17 protein-coding genes are annotated in these 16,149 nt (G+C 69.7%); 10 read left to right on the forward strand and 7 right to left on the reverse strand.

All coding sequences use genetic code 11. The features are described 5' to 3' along the window. Nucleotides 1-45: 45 nt before the first annotated feature. Nucleotides 46-1,311: a hypothetical protein gene (locus V2J85_RS07175; protein ID WP_330820961.1), complete on the forward strand. Its 1,266-nt coding sequence runs from the start codon at nucleotides 46-48 to the stop codon at nucleotides 1,309-1,311. A gap of 50 nt (nucleotides 1,312-1,361) precedes the next feature. Here the strand turns inward: V2J85_RS07175 and V2J85_RS07180 are convergent, their stop codons facing one another. Together V2J85_RS07180 and V2J85_RS07185 are read right to left on the reverse strand one after the other, a co-directional pair. After that, entirely contained in the window at nucleotides 1,362-1,718 is a 357-nt protein-coding gene (locus V2J85_RS07180; RefSeq protein WP_261957715.1) for a helix-turn-helix domain-containing protein, read from the reverse strand. 314 nt (nucleotides 1,719-2,032) lie between these two features. Beyond that, nucleotides 2,033-2,458 (reverse strand): MarR family winged helix-turn-helix transcriptional regulator, encoded by a 426-nt coding sequence (locus tag V2J85_RS07185; protein ID WP_261957714.1) that lies wholly within the window; start codon nucleotides 2,456-2,458, stop codon nucleotides 2,033-2,035. A gap of 231 nt (nucleotides 2,459-2,689) precedes the next feature. Between V2J85_RS07185 and V2J85_RS07190 the strand changes: the two genes are divergently transcribed. From V2J85_RS07190 to V2J85_RS07205, 4 genes are read left to right on the forward strand one after another with little or no spacing between them, the layout of a single operon-like run. Further along, a complete protein-coding gene (locus V2J85_RS07190; RefSeq protein ID WP_330820962.1) occupies nucleotides 2,690-3,607 on the forward strand; it encodes an SDR family NAD(P)-dependent oxidoreductase in 918 nt (305 codons plus the stop codon). Next, nucleotides 3,607-4,479, forward strand: a complete 873-nt coding sequence (locus tag V2J85_RS07195; protein ID WP_330820963.1) for an amidohydrolase family protein — start codon at nucleotides 3,607-3,609, stop codon at nucleotides 4,477-4,479. The genes V2J85_RS07190 and V2J85_RS07195 overlap by 1 nt, the downstream gene beginning before the upstream one ends. 10 nt (nucleotides 4,480-4,489) lie before the next feature. Beyond that, the gene (gene menE / locus V2J85_RS07200; RefSeq protein WP_330820964.1) at nucleotides 4,490-5,989 is read left to right on the forward strand and encodes an o-succinylbenzoate--CoA ligase; all 1,500 of its coding nucleotides are present in this window, start codon (nucleotides 4,490-4,492) and stop codon (nucleotides 5,987-5,989) included. A 27-nt stretch (nucleotides 5,990-6,016) separates the two neighbouring features. Next, nucleotides 6,017-6,472: a MaoC family dehydratase gene (locus V2J85_RS07205; protein WP_261957711.1), complete on the forward strand. Its 456-nt coding sequence runs from the start codon at nucleotides 6,017-6,019 to the stop codon at nucleotides 6,470-6,472. Between the two features lie 45 nt (nucleotides 6,473-6,517). Here V2J85_RS07205 and V2J85_RS07210 read toward each other — a convergent pair whose 3' ends face one another. The 4 genes from V2J85_RS07210 to V2J85_RS07225 all read right to left on the reverse strand — a co-directional run bounded on the left by V2J85_RS07210 (nucleotide 6,518) and on the right by V2J85_RS07225 (nucleotide 10,951). Beyond that, nucleotides 6,518-7,420, reverse strand: a complete 903-nt coding sequence (locus V2J85_RS07210) for a PaaX family transcriptional regulator (protein WP_330820965.1) — start codon at nucleotides 7,418-7,420, stop codon at nucleotides 6,518-6,520. A 114-nt stretch (nucleotides 7,421-7,534) separates the two neighbouring features. Further along, the gene (locus V2J85_RS07215; protein WP_330820966.1) at nucleotides 7,535-9,076 is read right to left on the reverse strand and encodes an alpha/beta hydrolase; all 1,542 of its coding nucleotides are present in this window, start codon (nucleotides 9,074-9,076) and stop codon (nucleotides 7,535-7,537) included. Nucleotides 9,077-9,317: 241 nt separating this feature from the next. After that, the gene (locus tag V2J85_RS07220; protein WP_261957708.1) at nucleotides 9,318-10,016 is read right to left on the reverse strand and encodes a hypothetical protein; all 699 of its coding nucleotides are present in this window, start codon (nucleotides 10,014-10,016) and stop codon (nucleotides 9,318-9,320) included. A 146-nt stretch (nucleotides 10,017-10,162) separates the two neighbouring features. Continuing rightward, nucleotides 10,163-10,951: a DUF6333 family protein gene (locus V2J85_RS07225; RefSeq protein ID WP_261957707.1), complete on the reverse strand. Its 789-nt coding sequence runs from the start codon at nucleotides 10,949-10,951 to the stop codon at nucleotides 10,163-10,165. Nucleotides 10,952-11,305: 354 nt separating this feature from the next. Between V2J85_RS07225 and V2J85_RS07230 the strand changes: the two genes are divergently transcribed. The 3 genes from V2J85_RS07230 to V2J85_RS07240 all read left to right on the forward strand — a co-directional run bounded on the left by V2J85_RS07230 (nucleotide 11,306) and on the right by V2J85_RS07240 (nucleotide 14,019). Further along, entirely contained in the window at nucleotides 11,306-12,463 is a 1,158-nt protein-coding gene (locus V2J85_RS07230; protein ID WP_261958406.1) for an NAD(P)/FAD-dependent oxidoreductase, read from the forward strand. A 56-nt stretch (nucleotides 12,464-12,519) separates the two neighbouring features. Further along, the gene (locus V2J85_RS07235; RefSeq protein ID WP_261958405.1) at nucleotides 12,520-13,410 is read left to right on the forward strand and encodes an RNA polymerase sigma-70 factor; all 891 of its coding nucleotides are present in this window, start codon (nucleotides 12,520-12,522) and stop codon (nucleotides 13,408-13,410) included. Nucleotides 13,411-13,623: 213 nt separating this feature from the next. After that, nucleotides 13,624-14,019, forward strand: a complete 396-nt coding sequence (locus V2J85_RS07240) for a nuclear transport factor 2 family protein (protein ID WP_261957706.1) — start codon at nucleotides 13,624-13,626, stop codon at nucleotides 14,017-14,019. A 34-nt stretch (nucleotides 14,020-14,053) separates the two neighbouring features. Here V2J85_RS07240 and V2J85_RS07245 read toward each other — a convergent pair whose 3' ends face one another. Next, nucleotides 14,054-14,590, reverse strand: a complete 537-nt coding sequence (locus V2J85_RS07245; RefSeq protein WP_261957705.1) for a helix-turn-helix domain-containing protein — start codon at nucleotides 14,588-14,590, stop codon at nucleotides 14,054-14,056. Between the two features lie 64 nt (nucleotides 14,591-14,654). On the opposite strand from V2J85_RS07245, the gene V2J85_RS07250 reads away from it, so the two are divergent. After that, nucleotides 14,655-15,521 (forward strand): alpha/beta fold hydrolase, encoded by an 867-nt coding sequence (locus V2J85_RS07250; protein ID WP_330820967.1) that lies wholly within the window; start codon nucleotides 14,655-14,657, stop codon nucleotides 15,519-15,521. Between the two features lie 182 nt (nucleotides 15,522-15,703). Beyond that, complete coding sequence (locus V2J85_RS07255) at nucleotides 15,704-15,970, forward strand: DUF3761 domain-containing protein (protein WP_261957703.1); 267 nt, start codon at nucleotides 15,704-15,706, stop codon at nucleotides 15,968-15,970. The last annotated feature ends 179 nt before the right edge of the window (nucleotides 15,971-16,149 follow it).

Below are 16,149 nucleotides of genomic sequence, written 5' to 3' on the forward strand. Positions count from 1 at the left end.
CCTGCCCCTCTCCCCCACCTGCCCCTCTCCCCCAGGCGGATCGCTATGTCCTCCACCGTTCGCATCGCCGGCGCGCTGCCCACGCCGGACGCCGACCCGAGCCTGAGCGTCGTCTTCGCCGGCGGCTGGTCGGTGGGTTACGACTGGGCAGCGGACCACGTGGTCACCGCGGGTGCGCCGGTTCAACCGCTCTTCCCCGCACCGTTCGACCGTGACCTGGACGGCGCGCTGCTCGGCCAACAGGCCTTCAGTGACTTCGAGTACGTCTTCCAGGGCGGCAACTACCAGCGGATCAAGCTGGTCGGGCTGCAGCCGGACGGCGACCCCGCCTCGACGGCGGACAACTGGTTCCTGCCGTCCGACTGGACCACGCTTGACGCCGTCTTCCCCGGCGGTGGGGTCAAGAGCGGCTTCGCCTACTTCTTCCACGGCCCGGACTACGTGCGCTTCGACTGGCCGGCCAACGCCGCCTCGACCGGCTACCCGAAGCCGATCGGACCGAACTGGCACACCAGCGGCGACTTCACCCGCGACCTGGACGGCGAGATCACCGGCCTGCGGGCCTTCAGCACCAAGGCGTACCTGTTCCGGACCGTCACCACCATGGTGAACCGGGACGGCCGACGGACCTCCAGCGGTGGTTTCGTCGTGAATGCGCCGGTCTACTGCCGATACGACTTCAACGGCGAGGTCGTCGACAACACCGTCACCGACCCGGCCGACGTCGTCGGGCAGTGGAACGGTCTCTTCCCGCTGCTCGACGCCGGACCCGCCATCGAGCTCGCGCTGGACTGGATCGGCGCGGCCGAGACGGCGGCCGCCGCGACGCCGCTCGATCCCGCCACCCTGACGGCGTTCGGGCACCACTTCATGACCGGATCCCCGGACACGACCGTGGTCAACACCGTCCGCGACCGGCTCCGGCAGATCCGCGAACGGCTCACCGCGCTTCCGGAGCAGTTCAAGTGGACCGCGAACCTGGGGTTCGCGGCAACGACCACGCCGGGCACACTGACCGAGATCGGGGACGAGTTCTCGACCCTGCACGGGCCCAACGGCCGGGCGGCGGCGCTGATCCACGAGGCGAGCCACTTCCGCTTCGACGCCGGCATCGACGTACCGGAGTGGTCGGGCGAGGTGATCGCCGGAGCGCCGCAGGACCGGGCCGTGATCAACGGCCGCACCATGCCCCGCTACAGCACCATCCCGACCTCCGACGCCCTGGTGAACCCGAGTTCGTACGCCGCGTTCGCGCAGGAGATCGCGCTGGGTGAGGACACCCGGTTCGGTGCCGCCCGGCCCCAGCTCTGAACGCGGCGCTCATGGGGGACCCATGGGGCACTCATCGAGCACCCACCGCCTCACCCGCCGCCGGAGCCGTCCGCAGGGCCACCCGGTACTCGCTCGGCGACATCCCCACCGCCGTCCGGAAGGCGCGGGAGAAGCGGTCCGGCTTGGGGATAGCCCCAGCGGGTGGCGATGGCGTGGATGGTCAGGTGGGACAGGGCGGCGTTGACCAGGTCACGGCGGCAGCGGTCGAGGCGCTGCTGCCGGATGAAGGCCATGGGGGTGGTGGCCTGCTGCTGGAAGACGCGGTGCAGGTAGCGCAGGGAGATCTGATGGGCGGCGGCGATGACCTCCGGGCCCAGTTCGGGATCGCCGAGGCGCTCGACGATGAAGGTGCGCCTCCGGTCGATCGTGCACGGGGAACTCGACATGTCGATGACGGTTGGATGCCTCCCTGCTCCCAGGTCTGGACGGCGCTGCCTCGAGACGGCCGACAGTGTGCAGGGACGCCGGGGACGCCGAGGACCGACAGTGCGTTCCGCGCCAACGAGTGTGCGTCCGAGACCAACGACGTCCGCTGCCGGGCTCGGCGAGGATCGGGACCTGCCCTGCACGACCACTGCCGGTCAGGCCGGTACCGCCGCGGGGGTGCGGTACCGGCCGCAGGGCACCGGGCGCGAGCACGGCCGGACGGCGCGGTCGCGCTCGTGCTCGGGCTTCGGCTGCTGCCGCTGCCTGTCGGGGATCACTCCAACCCCGCCTCCGCGATCCGCAGCAGCAGCTCGTGCAGCGTCTTCCGCTCGGCCGGCTTGAGCGGATCCAGCAGCTCGTTCGTCACCCGCAGTCCCGATGCGTCGGTGTCGCGGAGGAAGGCGCGCCCCTCCTCCGTCAGCACGACGATCCGGCTGCGGCGGTCGTCGGGGGCGGGCCGGCGCTCGACGAAGCCGAGCTTCTCCAGATCGTCGACGAGACCGACGATCGCGCTGGGGTCATAGCCGAGCCGGGCGCTCAGCTCGCGCTGCAGAGCCCCCTCCGTCGTGGCGAGGAAACGCAGCAGCGCGTAGTGCCGCAGGCGCACGCCCGACTCCTGGAGGAAGGCGTTGAAGAGCTGCCCGGAACGCAGCCCCAGCCGGTACAGGAGGTAGCCCGTATCCGCGTGCAGTCCGCGCATCCATGGTTCGTGCGCGTCGATCGGGACGGGGGCCTTGGTGCGCGACTGGCGGGCGATGACGGACTCCCTGGTCAGGGCCCCGGGCAGGGGGCGGGTTGAGGGTGCTGGTCCCAGTGTGACGCATCGCGTCGGTCGGCAACAACTATTGACGTCAACAATCATTGTTCCTACCTTCGATCTCGACGTCGCACCTCGAGCGCCGTGCAGGCGCCCCTACGAAGGGACTCGTACGTGCCCACCATCGATCTCACCGGCAAGGCCGCCGTCATCACCGGCAGCGGCCGGGGCCTCGGACTCGCCTACGCCCGGGCACTGGCCGCCCACGGCGCCTGCGTCGTCGTCAACGACGTGGACGAGGACGTGGCGCAAGCAGCCGTGAAGTCCATCGCCGAAGCGGGTGGCACGGCCGTCGCCGAGGTGGTGTCGGTCGGCACGGCCGAGGCCGCCGACCGTCTGGTGGCGCGCGCCGTGAGCGAGTTCGGACGGCTGGACGTCCTGGTCACCAACGCGGGCATCCTGCGCGACAAGGTCCTGTGGAAGATGACCGACGAGGACTTCGACACGGTGCTCACCACTCACCTCAAGGGCACCTTCACCTGCGCCCGCGCCGCCGCCGTCCGCATGCGCGAGCAGGGCGAGGGCGGCACGCTGGTCCTGGTCGGTTCTCCGGCCGGCCAGCGCGGCAACTTCGGGCAGACGAACTACGCCGCCGCCAAGGCCGGTATCGCCGCGATGGCCCGTACCTGGTCGATGGAGCTGGCCAGGGCGGACATCACCGTCAACGCGATCGTGCCGGTGGCCGCCACCGCGATGACCGAGACCATCCCGGCGTTCGCCCCGTACATCGAGGCCATGAAGAACGGCGAGCCGCTGCCGGACTTCCTGCGGAAGGGCGAGGGCTTCGGCACGCCCGCGGACTGCGCGGCCCTCGTCCCGTTCCTCGCCTCGGAGGCGGCACGCGGCATCAGCGGGCAGGCGATCGGTATCGGCGGCGACCGGCTGACCCTCTGGTCGCATCCACAGGAGATCACGTCGGCCTATGCGGACGGCGGTTGGACCGCTGACGCGCTCGCCGACGCCTGGCCCACCTCGGTCGGGACCGAGCTCCAGACGGTCGGCATCCCCGCACCCCGGATCCCGGAGGCGTGATGGACATCAGCGCACTGGAAGCCATCGACGTCCACACGCACGCGGAGGTGTCCTCGCACGGCCACTCCTCCCTCGACGACGACCTGCACGACGCCTCCGCCACGTACTTCAAGATCGAGGGCAAGCGGAAGCCGACCCTGGAGGAGATGGCCGCGTACTACCGTGAACGGAGGATGGCGGCGGTGGTCTTCACCGTCGACGCCGAGTCCGCGACCGGCACCGAGCCCGTCCCCAACGAGGAGGTCGCCGAGGCGGCCGCCGCCCATCCGGACGTCCTGATCCCGTTCGCCTCCATCGACCCGTTCCGCGGCCGGGCGGGCGTGCGCCAGGCCCGCCGCCTGGTCGAGGAGTTCGGGGTGAAGGGCTTCAAGTTCCACCCGTCGATCCAGGGCTTCTTCCCCAACGACCGTATGGCGTACGGACTTTACGACGTCATCGAGGAGACCGGCACCATCGCCCTCTTCCACACCGGCCAGACCGGCATCGGCGCGGGCGTCCCGGGCGGCGGTGGCATCCGCCTCAAGTACTCCAACCCACTGCACGTGGACGACGTCGCCGCCGACTTCCCCCATCTCAAGATCATCCTGGCCCACCCGTCCTTCCCCTGGCAGGACGAGGCCCTCGCCGTCGCCACCCACAAGCCGGGCGTACACATCGACCTGTCCGGCTGGTCGCCGAAGTACTTCCCGCCGCAGCTCGTGCAGTACGCGAACACCCTGCTCAAGGACAAGGTCCTGTTCGGTTCCGACTTCCCCGTCCTGACTCCCGATCGCTGGCTCGCCGACTTCGCGAAGCTGTCGGTCAAGGACGAGGTGCGGCCGAAGATCCTCAAGGAGAACGCCGCCCGCCTGCTCGGGCTGACCACGCCGTAAGGGGCCATCGATGCGCAACGAGGGACTGGGGTCGTGGCCCGCACGCCGGGCCCGCAAGACCCCGCACCGCACCGCCTTGATCCACGGCGGCGCCGCGACCACGTACGCCGCACTGCACGAGCGCACCACCCGCCTCGCGCACGCGCTGCGCGACCGCGGCATCCGGCGCGGCGACCGGATCGCCTATCTCGGCCCCAACCACCCCTCCTACCTGGAGACCTTGTTCGCCGCGGGCATCCTCGGCGCGGTCTTCGTCCCGCTCAACACCCGTCTCTCCGGGCCCGAACTCGCCTACCAGCTCGCCGACTCCGGCGCCAAGGCCCTCGTCTTCGGCCCCGCGCACGCCGGGCTCGTCGGCGATCTGTCGGGAGTCACGGATGTGCGCACCCACCTCGAAGTCGGCACGGATTACGAGGAGTTGCTCGCCGCGGCCCCCGCGGTGCCGATCGACGAGCCGGTCACCGCCGACGACACCTGCCTCATCATGTACACCTCGGGGACCACCGGCCGCCCCAAAGGCGCGATGCTCACCCACGCCAATCTGACCTGGAACGCGCTCAACGTCCTGGTCGACACCGATCTGACCGCCGACGAACGGGCCCTGGTCTCGGCCCCGTTGTTCCACACCGCCGGCCTGAACATGCTCACCCTTCCGGTACTGCTCAAGGGCGGCACCTGCGTGCTCGTCGAGGCCTTCGACCCGGAGGCCACCTTCGATCTGATCGAACGGCACCGGATCACCTTCATGTTCGGGGTGCCGACCATGTTCGACCAGGTGGCGCGGCATCCGCGTTGGGCGGACGCGGATCTGTCCAGCGTGCGAATCCTCAACTGCGGCGGCTCCCCGGTGCCGACGCCGTTGATCGCCCGCTATCAGGAGCGGGGCCTGACCTTCCTCCAGGGCTACGGCATGACCGAGGCGGCGCCCGGGACGCTGTTCCTGGACGCCGAGCGCGCGGTCGACAAGGCGGGTTCGGCCGGTGTGCCGCACTTCTTCAGCGACGTACGGGTGGTCCGTCCGGACCTCACGCCGGTCGACGTCGGCGAGACCGGTGAGGTCGTCGTCCGTGGGCCACACGTCATGGCCGGCTACTGGGGGCTGCCCGAGGAGACGGCGGGTTCCTTCGCGGACGGCTGGTTCCGCAGCGGGGACGCGGCCCGGGTCGACGAGGACGGGTACGTGTACGTCGTCGACCGCATCAAGGACATGATCATCTCCGGTGGGGAGAACATCTACCCCGCCGAAATCGAGGACCTGCTGCTCGCTCATCCCGGCATCGCCGAATGCGCAGTGATCGGCGTTCCGGACGACAGGTGGGGCGAGGTGCCCCGCGCGGTCGTCGTACCCGCCGACGGCGTCGCACTGGACCCGGACGAGGCGCTGGCCTCGCTGACCGGGCGGCTCGCCAAATACAAGATCCCCAAGTCGGTGGTGGTCGCGGACGAACTCCCGCGCACCGCCTCCGGGAAGCTCCTGAAGTCCCGGGTGCGCGAGCACTACGGCAACTGACCAACTCCCTCAAGGAACAGGCCACTTATGAGCATCACCGTCAACGGCATCGACGAACTGAAGAAGCTCGCGGGCAGCGACCTCGGCACCAGCGAGTGGATCGAGGTCACCCAGGAGCGGATCAACACCTTCGCCGACGCCACCGGCGACCACCAGTGGATCCATGTGGACCCGGAAAAGGCCGCCGCGGGCCCCTTCGGCACCCCGATCGCCCACGGCTACCTCACCCTCTCCCTCTTCATCCCGCTGTTCACCGAGCTGCTGGACGTCCAGGGCGTCACGACGAAGGTCAACTACGGCCTCAACAAGGTGCGTTTCCCCGCACCGGTGAAGGTCGGCTCCCGCATCCGGCTGGCCGGGAGGCTGGCCGAGGTCGAGGACGTGGCCGGCGGAGTGCAGATCACCGTCGACGGCACGATCGAGATCGAGAACGGAACCAAGCCCGCGGCCGTACTGCAGAGCCTGTCCCGCTTCTACGCCTGATCGCGGGTGTAGGGACTTCTGCACCTGACTGGCGGGTAGGGGCTTCTACACCTGGTCGGGCCGTACGGGTACGAGGTCGAGAAGGCGTTCCGAGGCGCCCTGGGCGAGCGGCGTGAGCCGGTCGTACACCGCCCGGAACGTCTTCTCGGCCTGCTCGGCCGGCCAGTCGTCCGGCAGGTGCCGGACCGGCAGGCGCGGGTCGCGGCGGATGACCTGCAGCCACTCGGCCTGCAGCCGTAGCCGCAGGGCGAGCGCGGCGAGATGGGGCTCCTCCCGGCCGGAGGAGGGCGAAGAGGCAAGAGCGGACTCCCCGCTTCCGGAGGCAGCGGAAGCGTCGTCCGGCAGCCGCGTCTCCCACGGCTGCCAGCGCCGTACGAACCCCTCGTAATGCCCGGCCAGTTCGGCCAGGTCCCAGGTCTCCTCGATCATCGCGCCGATGTCCATACCGGTGTCGGCGTGCGCCCGGAAGATCTTCACATGGGCGGCCAGGCCGAGCTCGGCCACCAGCGACGACACGTCCACCTCACCGGGTGCGATCCACAGGCCGCTGAACAGCGGTCCGAAGCCGCTCCAGGCGAGCTTCGCGCGCAGGTCGTGGCGCTGGCGCTGCCAGGACTCGGGCAGCGAGAAACCGAGCAGGGTCCAGGTGCCGTCCCACTCCCGGTTCACCGCACCGGTCTGCCAGATGCGCCGTTCGCCGTCGCGCAACACGGCCGCCGAGTACTCGGTCAGACCGAAGTACATCCGGCGGCCCTCGCGCTGGCGGCGCAGCAGGCCGCGGTTCACCATGCGGGTCAGCGTCGAACGCGTCGCCTGCTCACCGATCCCGGCGCGGGCGAACACGTCGATGACGCTGCCCGAGTACACGCAGACGTCCCGCCCCAGCACCTGGTCCCCCAGGAACGTCAGCATGAGGGACTGGGGCCGCAGCGACTCTTCCGTGTTCACGCGGTCCACCGTAGCCCGCTCCGAATCCTCGCCGATCAGTGCGTGACCTGGCGGTACGAGCCGACTGCGGCCATCGTCTTCGCGCGCCGTTCGCGTTCGCGCGCACGTCTGCGATCAGTGCGCCCTCGTGTCGTGCGCCCTCGTGTCGTGCGCCTTCGTTTCGCGCTCCCGGACACCGACCAGCTCCGGAGCGGTGTAGCGGAGGAACGCGGGGTAGTTGCCCTCCCCCGCCTCCTTCGCGGCCTGGTTGAGCTTCTGCGGCTCGGTGGCCGATCCCCAGCTGCCGCTGTCCAGACGGTGCTCAAGGGCGTTCAGCGCGGCGAGCCAGTTGCCGGGCCGGAAGGTGCAGTGGCCGGTGGCGTGCACGTATGTCTGGCGCAGCATGCTGCCGTCGCCCGCACTGCGCACCGTGCGGGCGTACTCGCTCTCCTGGGGCGCCGGGTTCAGCGGGTCGTCCGTGGTGTGCAGGGTGAGGTGCGGTACGGCGAGGTGGCCGGAGGGCACGGCGGTGCGCTCCATGTTCCGTACGGCGTCCGGGTCCGCCTCGGTGTGGGCGTTGCGCGTGAGCTTGGCCAGGTCCTGGTCCAGGTCGAGGCCCGCCTTCTTGTAGAGGGCGCGGACCTGGGGGAGATCGCGGCTGTGCCGGAGCAGCCGGGCGTAGTCGACGCCGACGTTGGAGTAGACGGGTCCGCCCTGGGCCTTCTCCACCTGATAGCGCGCCCCGAGGGTGAAGGGGAGGGACATCCTGACGAGCCCCTCGGCCTGCTGCTCCTCGCGTGCCTCGTAGTCGTGGACGGTGGGCGGCTGCCGGCCGCTGGACCAGTTGGGCTGGTTGCGCAGGGCCGCGACGAGCGCCGTACGGGCGCGGCCCCGCACTGTCGACTGGGCACGCCGGACGGCGTCGGCGAGGGCCTTCCCGGAAGCGGTGGCCTCCTCGTCGGAGGAAAAGCCGCTGACCTTGATCTGTTTGCCGGAGCCGCCGGAGCCGCCGGAACTGCCGGAACTGCCGGAGACGAGGAGCTGATTGATCGCGTAGTCGCCATCCGTCTGGTACTCGTTGAAGTCGATGCCCCCCGCCAGGATTCCGCAGGCGGAGAGCGCACCGTCGACCCGGCCCCGGCCGCGCTGCGCGACGAGCGCATTGATCAGCCCGCCCATCGACTCCCCCCAGGCAAGGGTGCGCTTCGGCTCGCGCACCGCACCGACCTTCTTCCTCACCGCGCTGAGGGTGTCGAACTGGTCCTTCACGGCGACGTTCAGCGCCCAGAGGGAACTACCGGAATACGAGGAACCGATCAGCGCATAGCCCCGCTTGAGGAGCGCGTCGCGGGTCTTCGGATCGGGGGCGTTCCGCGCCTGGAGCGGTCCGAAGCCGTGCGAGAACAGCATCAGCGTGCCGTTGAAGTCCTGGGGCACGTCAGCGATCCACTGCGCACCGTCCGCGAGCTCACCTGTGTAGTGCTCGGCATGGGCAGCCTGACCCGGGTGGGTGGCGCCATGGGAAGCCTGGGTGGCATCGGCGCCCCCGGCACCCGCCCCGTCGGAGCTCCCGCAGCCGGCGGTCACCGCCAGCGCCGTACAGCAGCCGAGCACTGCGGTCGCCGTTCGGGGGCGGCGGGTGCGATGAGCGCGATGACCGGGGCCTGGCGATGTCATGAGGACTCCGTGGGCGGCTGGCGACGGAGAATCGACAGTAGGCAATCCACTTGCGGCAGTCAATGAACTGCCTAACATCACTTCATCGCCCGCACCATCCCCCTCACCGGGTGTCGCCACCATCACGGGGTGTCGGGCCCTTCGCCCGGGCGTGAGGCCCAGGACGCGGCGTCCTGGGCCTCACAGTGCCCCGGTTCCCAGGGAAGTGACCGTTCCCAGGAGCCAGGAGCTCGACCGCGGGTCAGTCCTCGTTGTTCGTCAGGCTGGCCCGGTAGGTGACCTTGGAGCCGAGGACGTGCTCCTTCTTGTAGACGGCCTTGCCGAAGGACGACACCTGCGGCTCGGCGGACCAGTAGGTCTGGGCGCCGTAGCCCTTGACGCTGACGCGGTTGTGGCTGATCGCTATGGCCGCGTTGACGTTGGAGACCTTGGCCGTGGCGGTGGCCCGCTTCGGGCCGTTGCCGGCGGTCGGGTAGGCGATGCTGATGGTCTCGGAGGTGACCGGGATCTTGAAGATCTCCTCGGTCACGGTGAAGCGGACGGTGGTGGTGCGGCGCTTGTCCTTGCCCACCGAGGTGGCGGCCTTGGTGACGACACGCACCTCGCTGTTGTACGGGTCGATGAGGGTGAGCGGCCGACCGATCCGCCCCTCCACCTGAGCGACGAGAGCCTCGTAGATCTTGCGGTTCTGCAGGTCCTTGACGAAGGTCGCCTTCTGACCGCCGGTCAGTGCACTGAAGCCCTTGAGGGTCTTCTTCGCCTCGGGCGTCTTCAGCTTCTTCAGGTACGCCTGGTACGACGCGACGGTGAGCTTGGCGGGCTTCTTCGCGACGACCTCGGAGGCGTCAGCGGCATGCGCCGTGGGAGCGAGGATCGCCGCGGAGGCGCCGACGGCTATGGCCGCGGTGACAAGGCGGCGGCTGGCGGTGCGGGTGGGCATAAAGGTTCCTCCGTTGCGGAAGTGATGCATGTGGTGGTCGCAACGAACCTACGGAAGCGCCGGGTCGGCCGAAATCGTCTCTGCAGCCAGCGTCCGTTGGGGCATGGGCCATCCGTCCAACTCCCTTTGGTCCAGGGTCATCCACATCAGCGCCCGAACCACACCTCCTCCAGGTCGAATGCGGCCCCCGAGGTGCGACGGACGCGGAACACGGAAACCTGCCGACCCCCGGCACCGGGGCCGACGCCGGGACCGCCCGGGAGTCCCCAGATGGCGAGGACACCGAGATCGGACCAGACACGGTCGCAAGGCTCCTCGTCGAGGTCGAACCCCGCTTCCGCTGCCGCCTCACGGTCGATGCCTATGGCGCGCAACACCTCTTCCGGATCGCCGACGACATCCCATTCGTCATCGCAGTCCCATCCCCCGGCGTAGGACTCCACGCCGCCGGGCAGGTCCACCACGTCTTCGAGGAAGCTGTTTCCGTAGTCCATGTCGACCGACCCGACGATCCGGGCCTCCGGGTGCCGCGCACGCTGCCTTCGGACCTCCTCCGTCATGGCATCCGTAAGGAGGTCACTGCCGAGGGCCGGCTCGATGATGTGGACGACGTTGCCCCAGCATCCGACCGCGACCAGTTCGAGATCGGCGCGCACCTCCGGATAGGGCAGGTCCGCGATGGGGCGGTCCGGCAGCTGCTCCAGGACCTCCTCCACGGTGCCGAGCTCCTCAACGACCTGGCGGGCACGCACCGGGTCATGCGGCACCAGGCCCGGCTCGTCCGACCCGCCCGGAGGAGGGAACGGCGGGAAACTCATGGTCAGTACGGCATGACTGCCCAGCTTCGGCAACACCTCATCCGACCCGTTGTCGGTCCCGTTCCTGCCCCCCTCCCCCGGGTCTTCTCCGGGCCGTTCGTCCTGCATATCACTCATCTCAGTCACCATGATCGGAGCCTAACTCCCGCCACTGACAACGCACTTCGGACGTCTCAGCCGCCTCCCCTGTGCCACTCCCACCCCCCTGGCCACGCCGCAACTCGACCGTGTCGCAGGTCACATCGACCCCATGTCACGAATGGACGGGGAGCTTGCATCTGGTGGTCGTCAGCAGGCGAGCGAAGGAAAGTGAAGGCAGGCGAGAAGATGAACACCCCGCACGAAACAGCAGCCGGTGTGGCGATCACCAGCCGGTCGACCGCGCACCACACCGCCACTTATCAGTCAGGCCCCCCTCAATCAGGCACCCCTCAGAGGGACCCACATCAGTCGGCCACCCACCGCGTCCTCATCCTGGGCGCGGGTTACGCAGGCATGGCCGCCGCGATCCAGCTCGGGGCCAGGGTCGGCCGGCGCGAGGACGTGCAAGTGACCCTGGTGAATGCGCAGGAGCGGTTCACCGAGCGGCTGCGGCTGCACATGACGGCGACCGGGCAGCAGCTCGCCGAGCTGAGCATCCCGGCACTGCTGGAAGGCACCGGCGTGCGCTTCATGCGCGGCTGGGTGACGTCGGTGGACGCGGACGCACGGACCGTACGGGTCGATGACGACCAGGTGCTGCACTACGACACGCTGGTGTACGGGCTGGGGAGCGTGGCCGACACCGCGGCGGTGCCGGGTGTCGAGGAGCACGCGTACACCCTCAACAGCGCCCAGGACGCCGAGGTGCTGGCCGACCGGCTGGCGCAGCTCGGCAGCGGCACGGCGGTGATCGGCGGCAGCGGGCTGACCGGCATCGAGGCGGCCGCGGAGATCGCCGAGCGGCACCCGGAGCTGAAGGTCGTACTGCTGGGCCGGCAGGAGCCCGGTGCGGCGATGCACCCGAAGGCCGGGGCGTATTTGCGGGCCGCGCTGGACCGCCTCGGCGTCCGGGTGCGCACCGGGGTCGAGGTGGTGAAGGTACTGCCCGACGCGGTCGAACTGGCCGGTGGCGAGAGTGTTCCCGCCGATGCGGTGCTGTGGACCAGCGGTACCCGGGTGTCGCCGCTGGCGGCCGCCGCCGGGCTGACGGTCGACGCGCACGGCCGCATCGTCACCGACGCCGCGCTGCGTTCGGTGTCGCACCCGGATGTGTACGCCGTCGGCGACGCGGCGGCGATCCGCCAGGGCTACGGGGTCATGCACGGCACCTGCCAGGGCGGCATGCCGACCGGTGTGCACGCGGCGGTGTCCATCGCCCGCGCACTCAAGGGCAGGCAGCCCAAGCCGTTCCGCTTCGGCTACTACCACACGCCGGTGAGCCTGGGCCGGCACGAGGCGGTCGTGCAGTTCACGCACCCCGACGACAGCCCCCGGCGCCTCTATCTGACCGGCCGTCTGGCGGCCCGGTATAAGGAGACGGTGAGTGCTTCCCCCTGGCCGACCTACGGCCGCATGAAGAAGATGCCCGCCTCGGGCGCGATCTGGCCGCGCGGCGGCCGCTTCACCCGTATACGGGAGGCGCGGTGACCTACCCGCCCGCGGCCCCCGCACCGAACCAGCCCACGGATCCGGACCCGGACCACCTGGTGTACCACCGGCATCGCAACCTGCTGTTCTCGGTGGCCTACCGCATCCTCGGGACGGCGGCCGACGCCGAGGACGCGGTTCAGGACGCCTGGCTCAAGTGGTCTGCCGCCGACCGTTCGCAGGTGGCCGACCCCAAGGCGTACCTGACGCGGATCGTGTCGAATCTGGCGTTGGAGCGGCTGCGGTCCACCCGGCACAAACGGGAGACGTATGTGGGGCCATGGCTGCCGGAGCCCATCCTCACCGTCGGCGACACCGCCGATTCCGTCACGGCCGCCGAGTCGGTGTCGATGGCGATGCTGGTGGTGCTGGAGACGCTGAGCCCCCTGGAACGCGCGGTGTTCGTGTTGAAGGAGGTCTTCGGCTTCAGCCATGCCGAGATCGCGGAGGCGGTGGAGCGTTCCGAAGCCGCCGTACGGCAGGCCGCCCACCGCGCCCGCGAGCACGTACAGGCCCGTCGGCCGCGCTTCGCCGCGGACCGGTCGCGGCAGCGCGAGGTCACCGAGAAGTTCTTCGCGGCCGCGACCGGTGGGGACATCAACACCCTGATGGAGTTGCTGTCTCCGGACGTCACGCTGTGGACCGACGGCGGCGGCAAGGTCCGCCAGGCCCTGCGCCCGGTGGTGGGCGCGCACACGGTGGCCTCCTGGTTCGCCGCCATCGGCACCGTGACGTACCAGGGCATCGCGCCTGACGACATGCACGCCGAATTGGTCGAGATCAACGGCGGCCCGGGGCTGATGTTCAGCGGACCGGACCGCGTGATCGCCACGGTCACCTTCGACATCGACGCCGACGGCCGCATCACCACCCTGCACAACGTCGCCAACCCGGACAAACTCAGGGCCATCACGGAGGGCACCAGGCACGACGTCGCCACCCGGTAAGTCAGGAGCGCGCCGCCCCCTCCTCCCGGGGCACCCTGCACACAACAGGCAGCCGTTCGACCCCAGTTGGCGGGTGGCGAGAGCACCACGCTGCCGTCCCGCACCACCGGGCGCCGCGGCCTAGGCTCGACTCATCGCTCGACCCACCGCGAGTCTGCCGTTGCGGCTACCTGCCGCCGGCAGCACTCGGTGAAGAACAGGAGATGCCGGCCCATGTCCACGAACACCGCAGATCCCGCGATCGCCGAACGGTTCCTCGCCGCTTTCAAGGATCGTGACTGGCAGGCACTGCGTGATCTGTTCGCCGACGAGATCACCTGGTCCATGCCGGGGGCCGGCACCATTTCCGGCACCATCCGCGGGGCGGACCTGGCCGTGGAGCGGGCCCGGCAGATCGCGGATCGGGGGGTGCGGACCGAGTTGCTGCACGTGCTCATCGGCGCACACGGCGCGGCGCTCTCGCTGCGCAACACCGCGACCGCCCCCGACGGCCGCAAGCTCGACGAACACCTTGCGACCGTGCTGACCATCCGGTCCGGACGTATCACCGCCATCGACAGCTACCTCTCGGACATCGACGGCATGAGTGCCTTCTTCGCCGCGGTCTGACCTGGGCGGAGAAGGCACGTCCTGTCGGTCGCCGTCAGGAATCCGGCGGCTCGGCAGGGAAGAGGACGGGGCTCAGGAGGTACGGGACGCGCCCCGGGGCGGGTTCGTTGCCTAGGCAGGGCTGGAGTACCTCGGCCAATTTGCCCAGGAGACCGCTGAGTTCGTCCGGGGAGAGCCAGAGCGTGCCCTGGCGGTAGGAGACCGAGTCGGCGGTCGGGTTCGCGCCCTCCCGGTCGAGATAGGCGTTGAACTCGGCGATGAGGACGACCATGGCGGCGGCGAAACCGCGGCGATGGTCGTCCAAGGACATGGCCGCGGCGCCGTCAGCGTCTATCGAGGGACGGTTCTGGCGCAACCGGTACCGACGCTCGACCGCGCCGCGCACACGGTGTTCCCCGGCGACTTCGAGGAAGCCCGCCTCCGTCAGCAAGGAAACGTGCCGGTAGACGGTCACCTTCGACACCTCGGGCATCCGGGCGCACAGCTCGCCCGTGGTGAGCTCGCGTCCGCCTGACAGGGCGTGAACCACCCGCAGGCGTACCGGATGGAGAAGCAGGTCCGCGGTATCCATCCCCCTACCATTTCACAAGTGATACCGTTATCGAAAATGAAATCGTTCGACGGACGGGGGACCCATGAGGCGGACGACGGGGCGGACGGTGACCGTGAACGGGCGGTCCCTCTATGTGGAGGAGTCGGGGCGGGGCACCCAATGGGTCGTCTTCGAGGCCGGTCAGGGCCTGGGCCGGACCTGCTGGGATCCGGTGGTGCCGCTGCTGGCCGACCGGGCACGACTGCTGGCCTACGACCGCGCCGGCTTCGGGCGGAGCGATCGCGCGACGGGACAGTTGGGGATCGACGACATGGCCGCCGACCTGGTCGCGCTGGTTGACGCGTTGGTACCCGGCTCCGCGCCCCTGGTACTCGTCGCGCACAGCATGGGTGGGCTGGTCGCGCGCCGCGCGGCGGAGAGTCTGGGGCCTCGGCTACGCGGGTTGTTGCTCCTCGACCCGACACCGGAGAGCGCGCCCGTCTACGACACGTTCGACCAGACCGCCCGCAAGGTCGACCGTGCGCTGGGCGTGACGCAGGCGCTGGTCCGCTTCCGCCCGCTGGCCCGTATGGCCAGCGGGAACATCCGCCGGGTCTTCCCCGCGGACACCTACGCGACGATGCTCGCGGAGGACTTCGTCCCGGCCGGCATCGCGCAGACGAGGAAGGAGTTCAAGGCCGTGGCCGCGGCCATTCCCCAGCTCAGCGCCGCGCCGCCCGCCCTCCCGACATGCCCCACGGTCCTGCTCTCGGCGTCCCGCCCCGGGAAGGGCCGCCAACAGCAGCAGGCCGTCATCGCCGAGCACCAGCGCCGTTGGGTCGAGACACTGCCGGACGGCCGGTTCGGAGAAGTCGACTCGGGTCACTTCCTCCAGGCCGAACAGCCGGGGATCGTCGCCGACGAGGTCGGCCACCTCCTCGACCGGGTACCGGACCGGCCCGCCCGGTGACGGTCGCCGGCTCCTGACGGCTTCGCGCCGCTCCACCTGGAGCGCCGTATCGCAGCTACGGCGAGAATCCGGCCATGATTTTTTCCCGTACCGCGGGTGGCGGACTTCACCACCTATGTACGATACGGCGGAAATAGAGCGCGATTGAGCGCCATTGAGCACCATTCCTGTGGGGGGAATTCTTGAAGAGCCATATCGCCGCCGCTGCGGCTGCCGTTGCCCTGGTTCTCGGGGCCGCCGGCACGGCGGAAGCGTCGACGACGCTGCCGCGCACGAACAGCGCGCACAGGTGCGTGCACCACACCACCGGCGTATGCGGGTGGAAGGCCGGAAAAAGGCCGGCGGACCGCTACGAGACCGCGCGCTGCAAGGACAACAGCCACTCCTACTCGCGCCACTCCAGCGGCACCTGCTCACACCACCGCGGTGTGAAGTACTGGTGGAAGTGAGGTAGCCACCAGCCACCGTTACGTGGTGCCGCGTTGCCCCCGTCCGCCCTGTGGACGGGGGCAACGACGTGCCGGGACGGTGAAGTTCCCGCTCTGCTTACGGTGAAGTTCTCGCCCTGCTTGCGGAGAAGGACCTCGGGCGGAACTCGATTGTCAGTGGCCGGCTCTAGGGTGATCCA

The sequence above is a fragment of the Streptomyces bugieae genome, assembly GCF_036352915.1.
GTDB classification, from domain to species: Bacteria; Actinomycetota; Actinomycetes; order Streptomycetales; family Streptomycetaceae; genus Streptomyces; species Streptomyces endophytica.

What these genes read in the sequence shown, in the direction of transcription:
- V2J85_RS07240 (WP_261957706.1), top strand. Translation starts at nt 13,624, where the DNA reads ATGTCCACGAACACCGCAGATCCCGCGATCGCCGAACGGTTCCTCGCC.
- V2J85_RS07245 (WP_261957705.1), bottom strand. Translation starts at nt 14,590, where the DNA reads ATGGATACCGCGGACCTGCTTCTCCATCCGGTACGCCTGCGGGTGGTT.
- V2J85_RS07215 (WP_330820966.1), bottom strand. Translation starts at nt 9,076, where the DNA reads ATGACATCGCCAGGCCCCGGTCATCGCGCTCATCGCACCCGCCGCCCC.
- V2J85_RS07205 (WP_261957711.1), top strand. Translation starts at nt 6,017, where the DNA reads ATGAGCATCACCGTCAACGGCATCGACGAACTGAAGAAGCTCGCGGGC.
- V2J85_RS07250 (WP_330820967.1), top strand. Translation starts at nt 14,655, where the DNA reads ATGAGGCGGACGACGGGGCGGACGGTGACCGTGAACGGGCGGTCCCTC.
- menE (WP_330820964.1), top strand. Translation starts at nt 4,490, where the DNA reads ATGCGCAACGAGGGACTGGGGTCGTGGCCCGCACGCCGGGCCCGCAAG.
- V2J85_RS07195 (WP_330820963.1), top strand. Translation starts at nt 3,607, where the DNA reads ATGGACATCAGCGCACTGGAAGCCATCGACGTCCACACGCACGCGGAG.
- V2J85_RS07225 (WP_261957707.1), bottom strand. Translation starts at nt 10,951, where the DNA reads ATGAGTGATATGCAGGACGAACGGCCCGGAGAAGACCCGGGGGAGGGG.
- V2J85_RS07180 (WP_261957715.1), bottom strand. Translation starts at nt 1,718, where the DNA reads ATGTCGAGTTCCCCGTGCACGATCGACCGGAGGCGCACCTTCATCGTC.
- V2J85_RS07175 (WP_330820961.1), top strand. Translation starts at nt 46, where the DNA reads ATGTCCTCCACCGTTCGCATCGCCGGCGCGCTGCCCACGCCGGACGCC.
- V2J85_RS07220 (WP_261957708.1), bottom strand. Translation starts at nt 10,016, where the DNA reads ATGCCCACCCGCACCGCCAGCCGCCGCCTTGTCACCGCGGCCATAGCC.
- V2J85_RS07185 (WP_261957714.1), bottom strand. Translation starts at nt 2,458, where the DNA reads ATGCGCGGACTGCACGCGGATACGGGCTACCTCCTGTACCGGCTGGGG.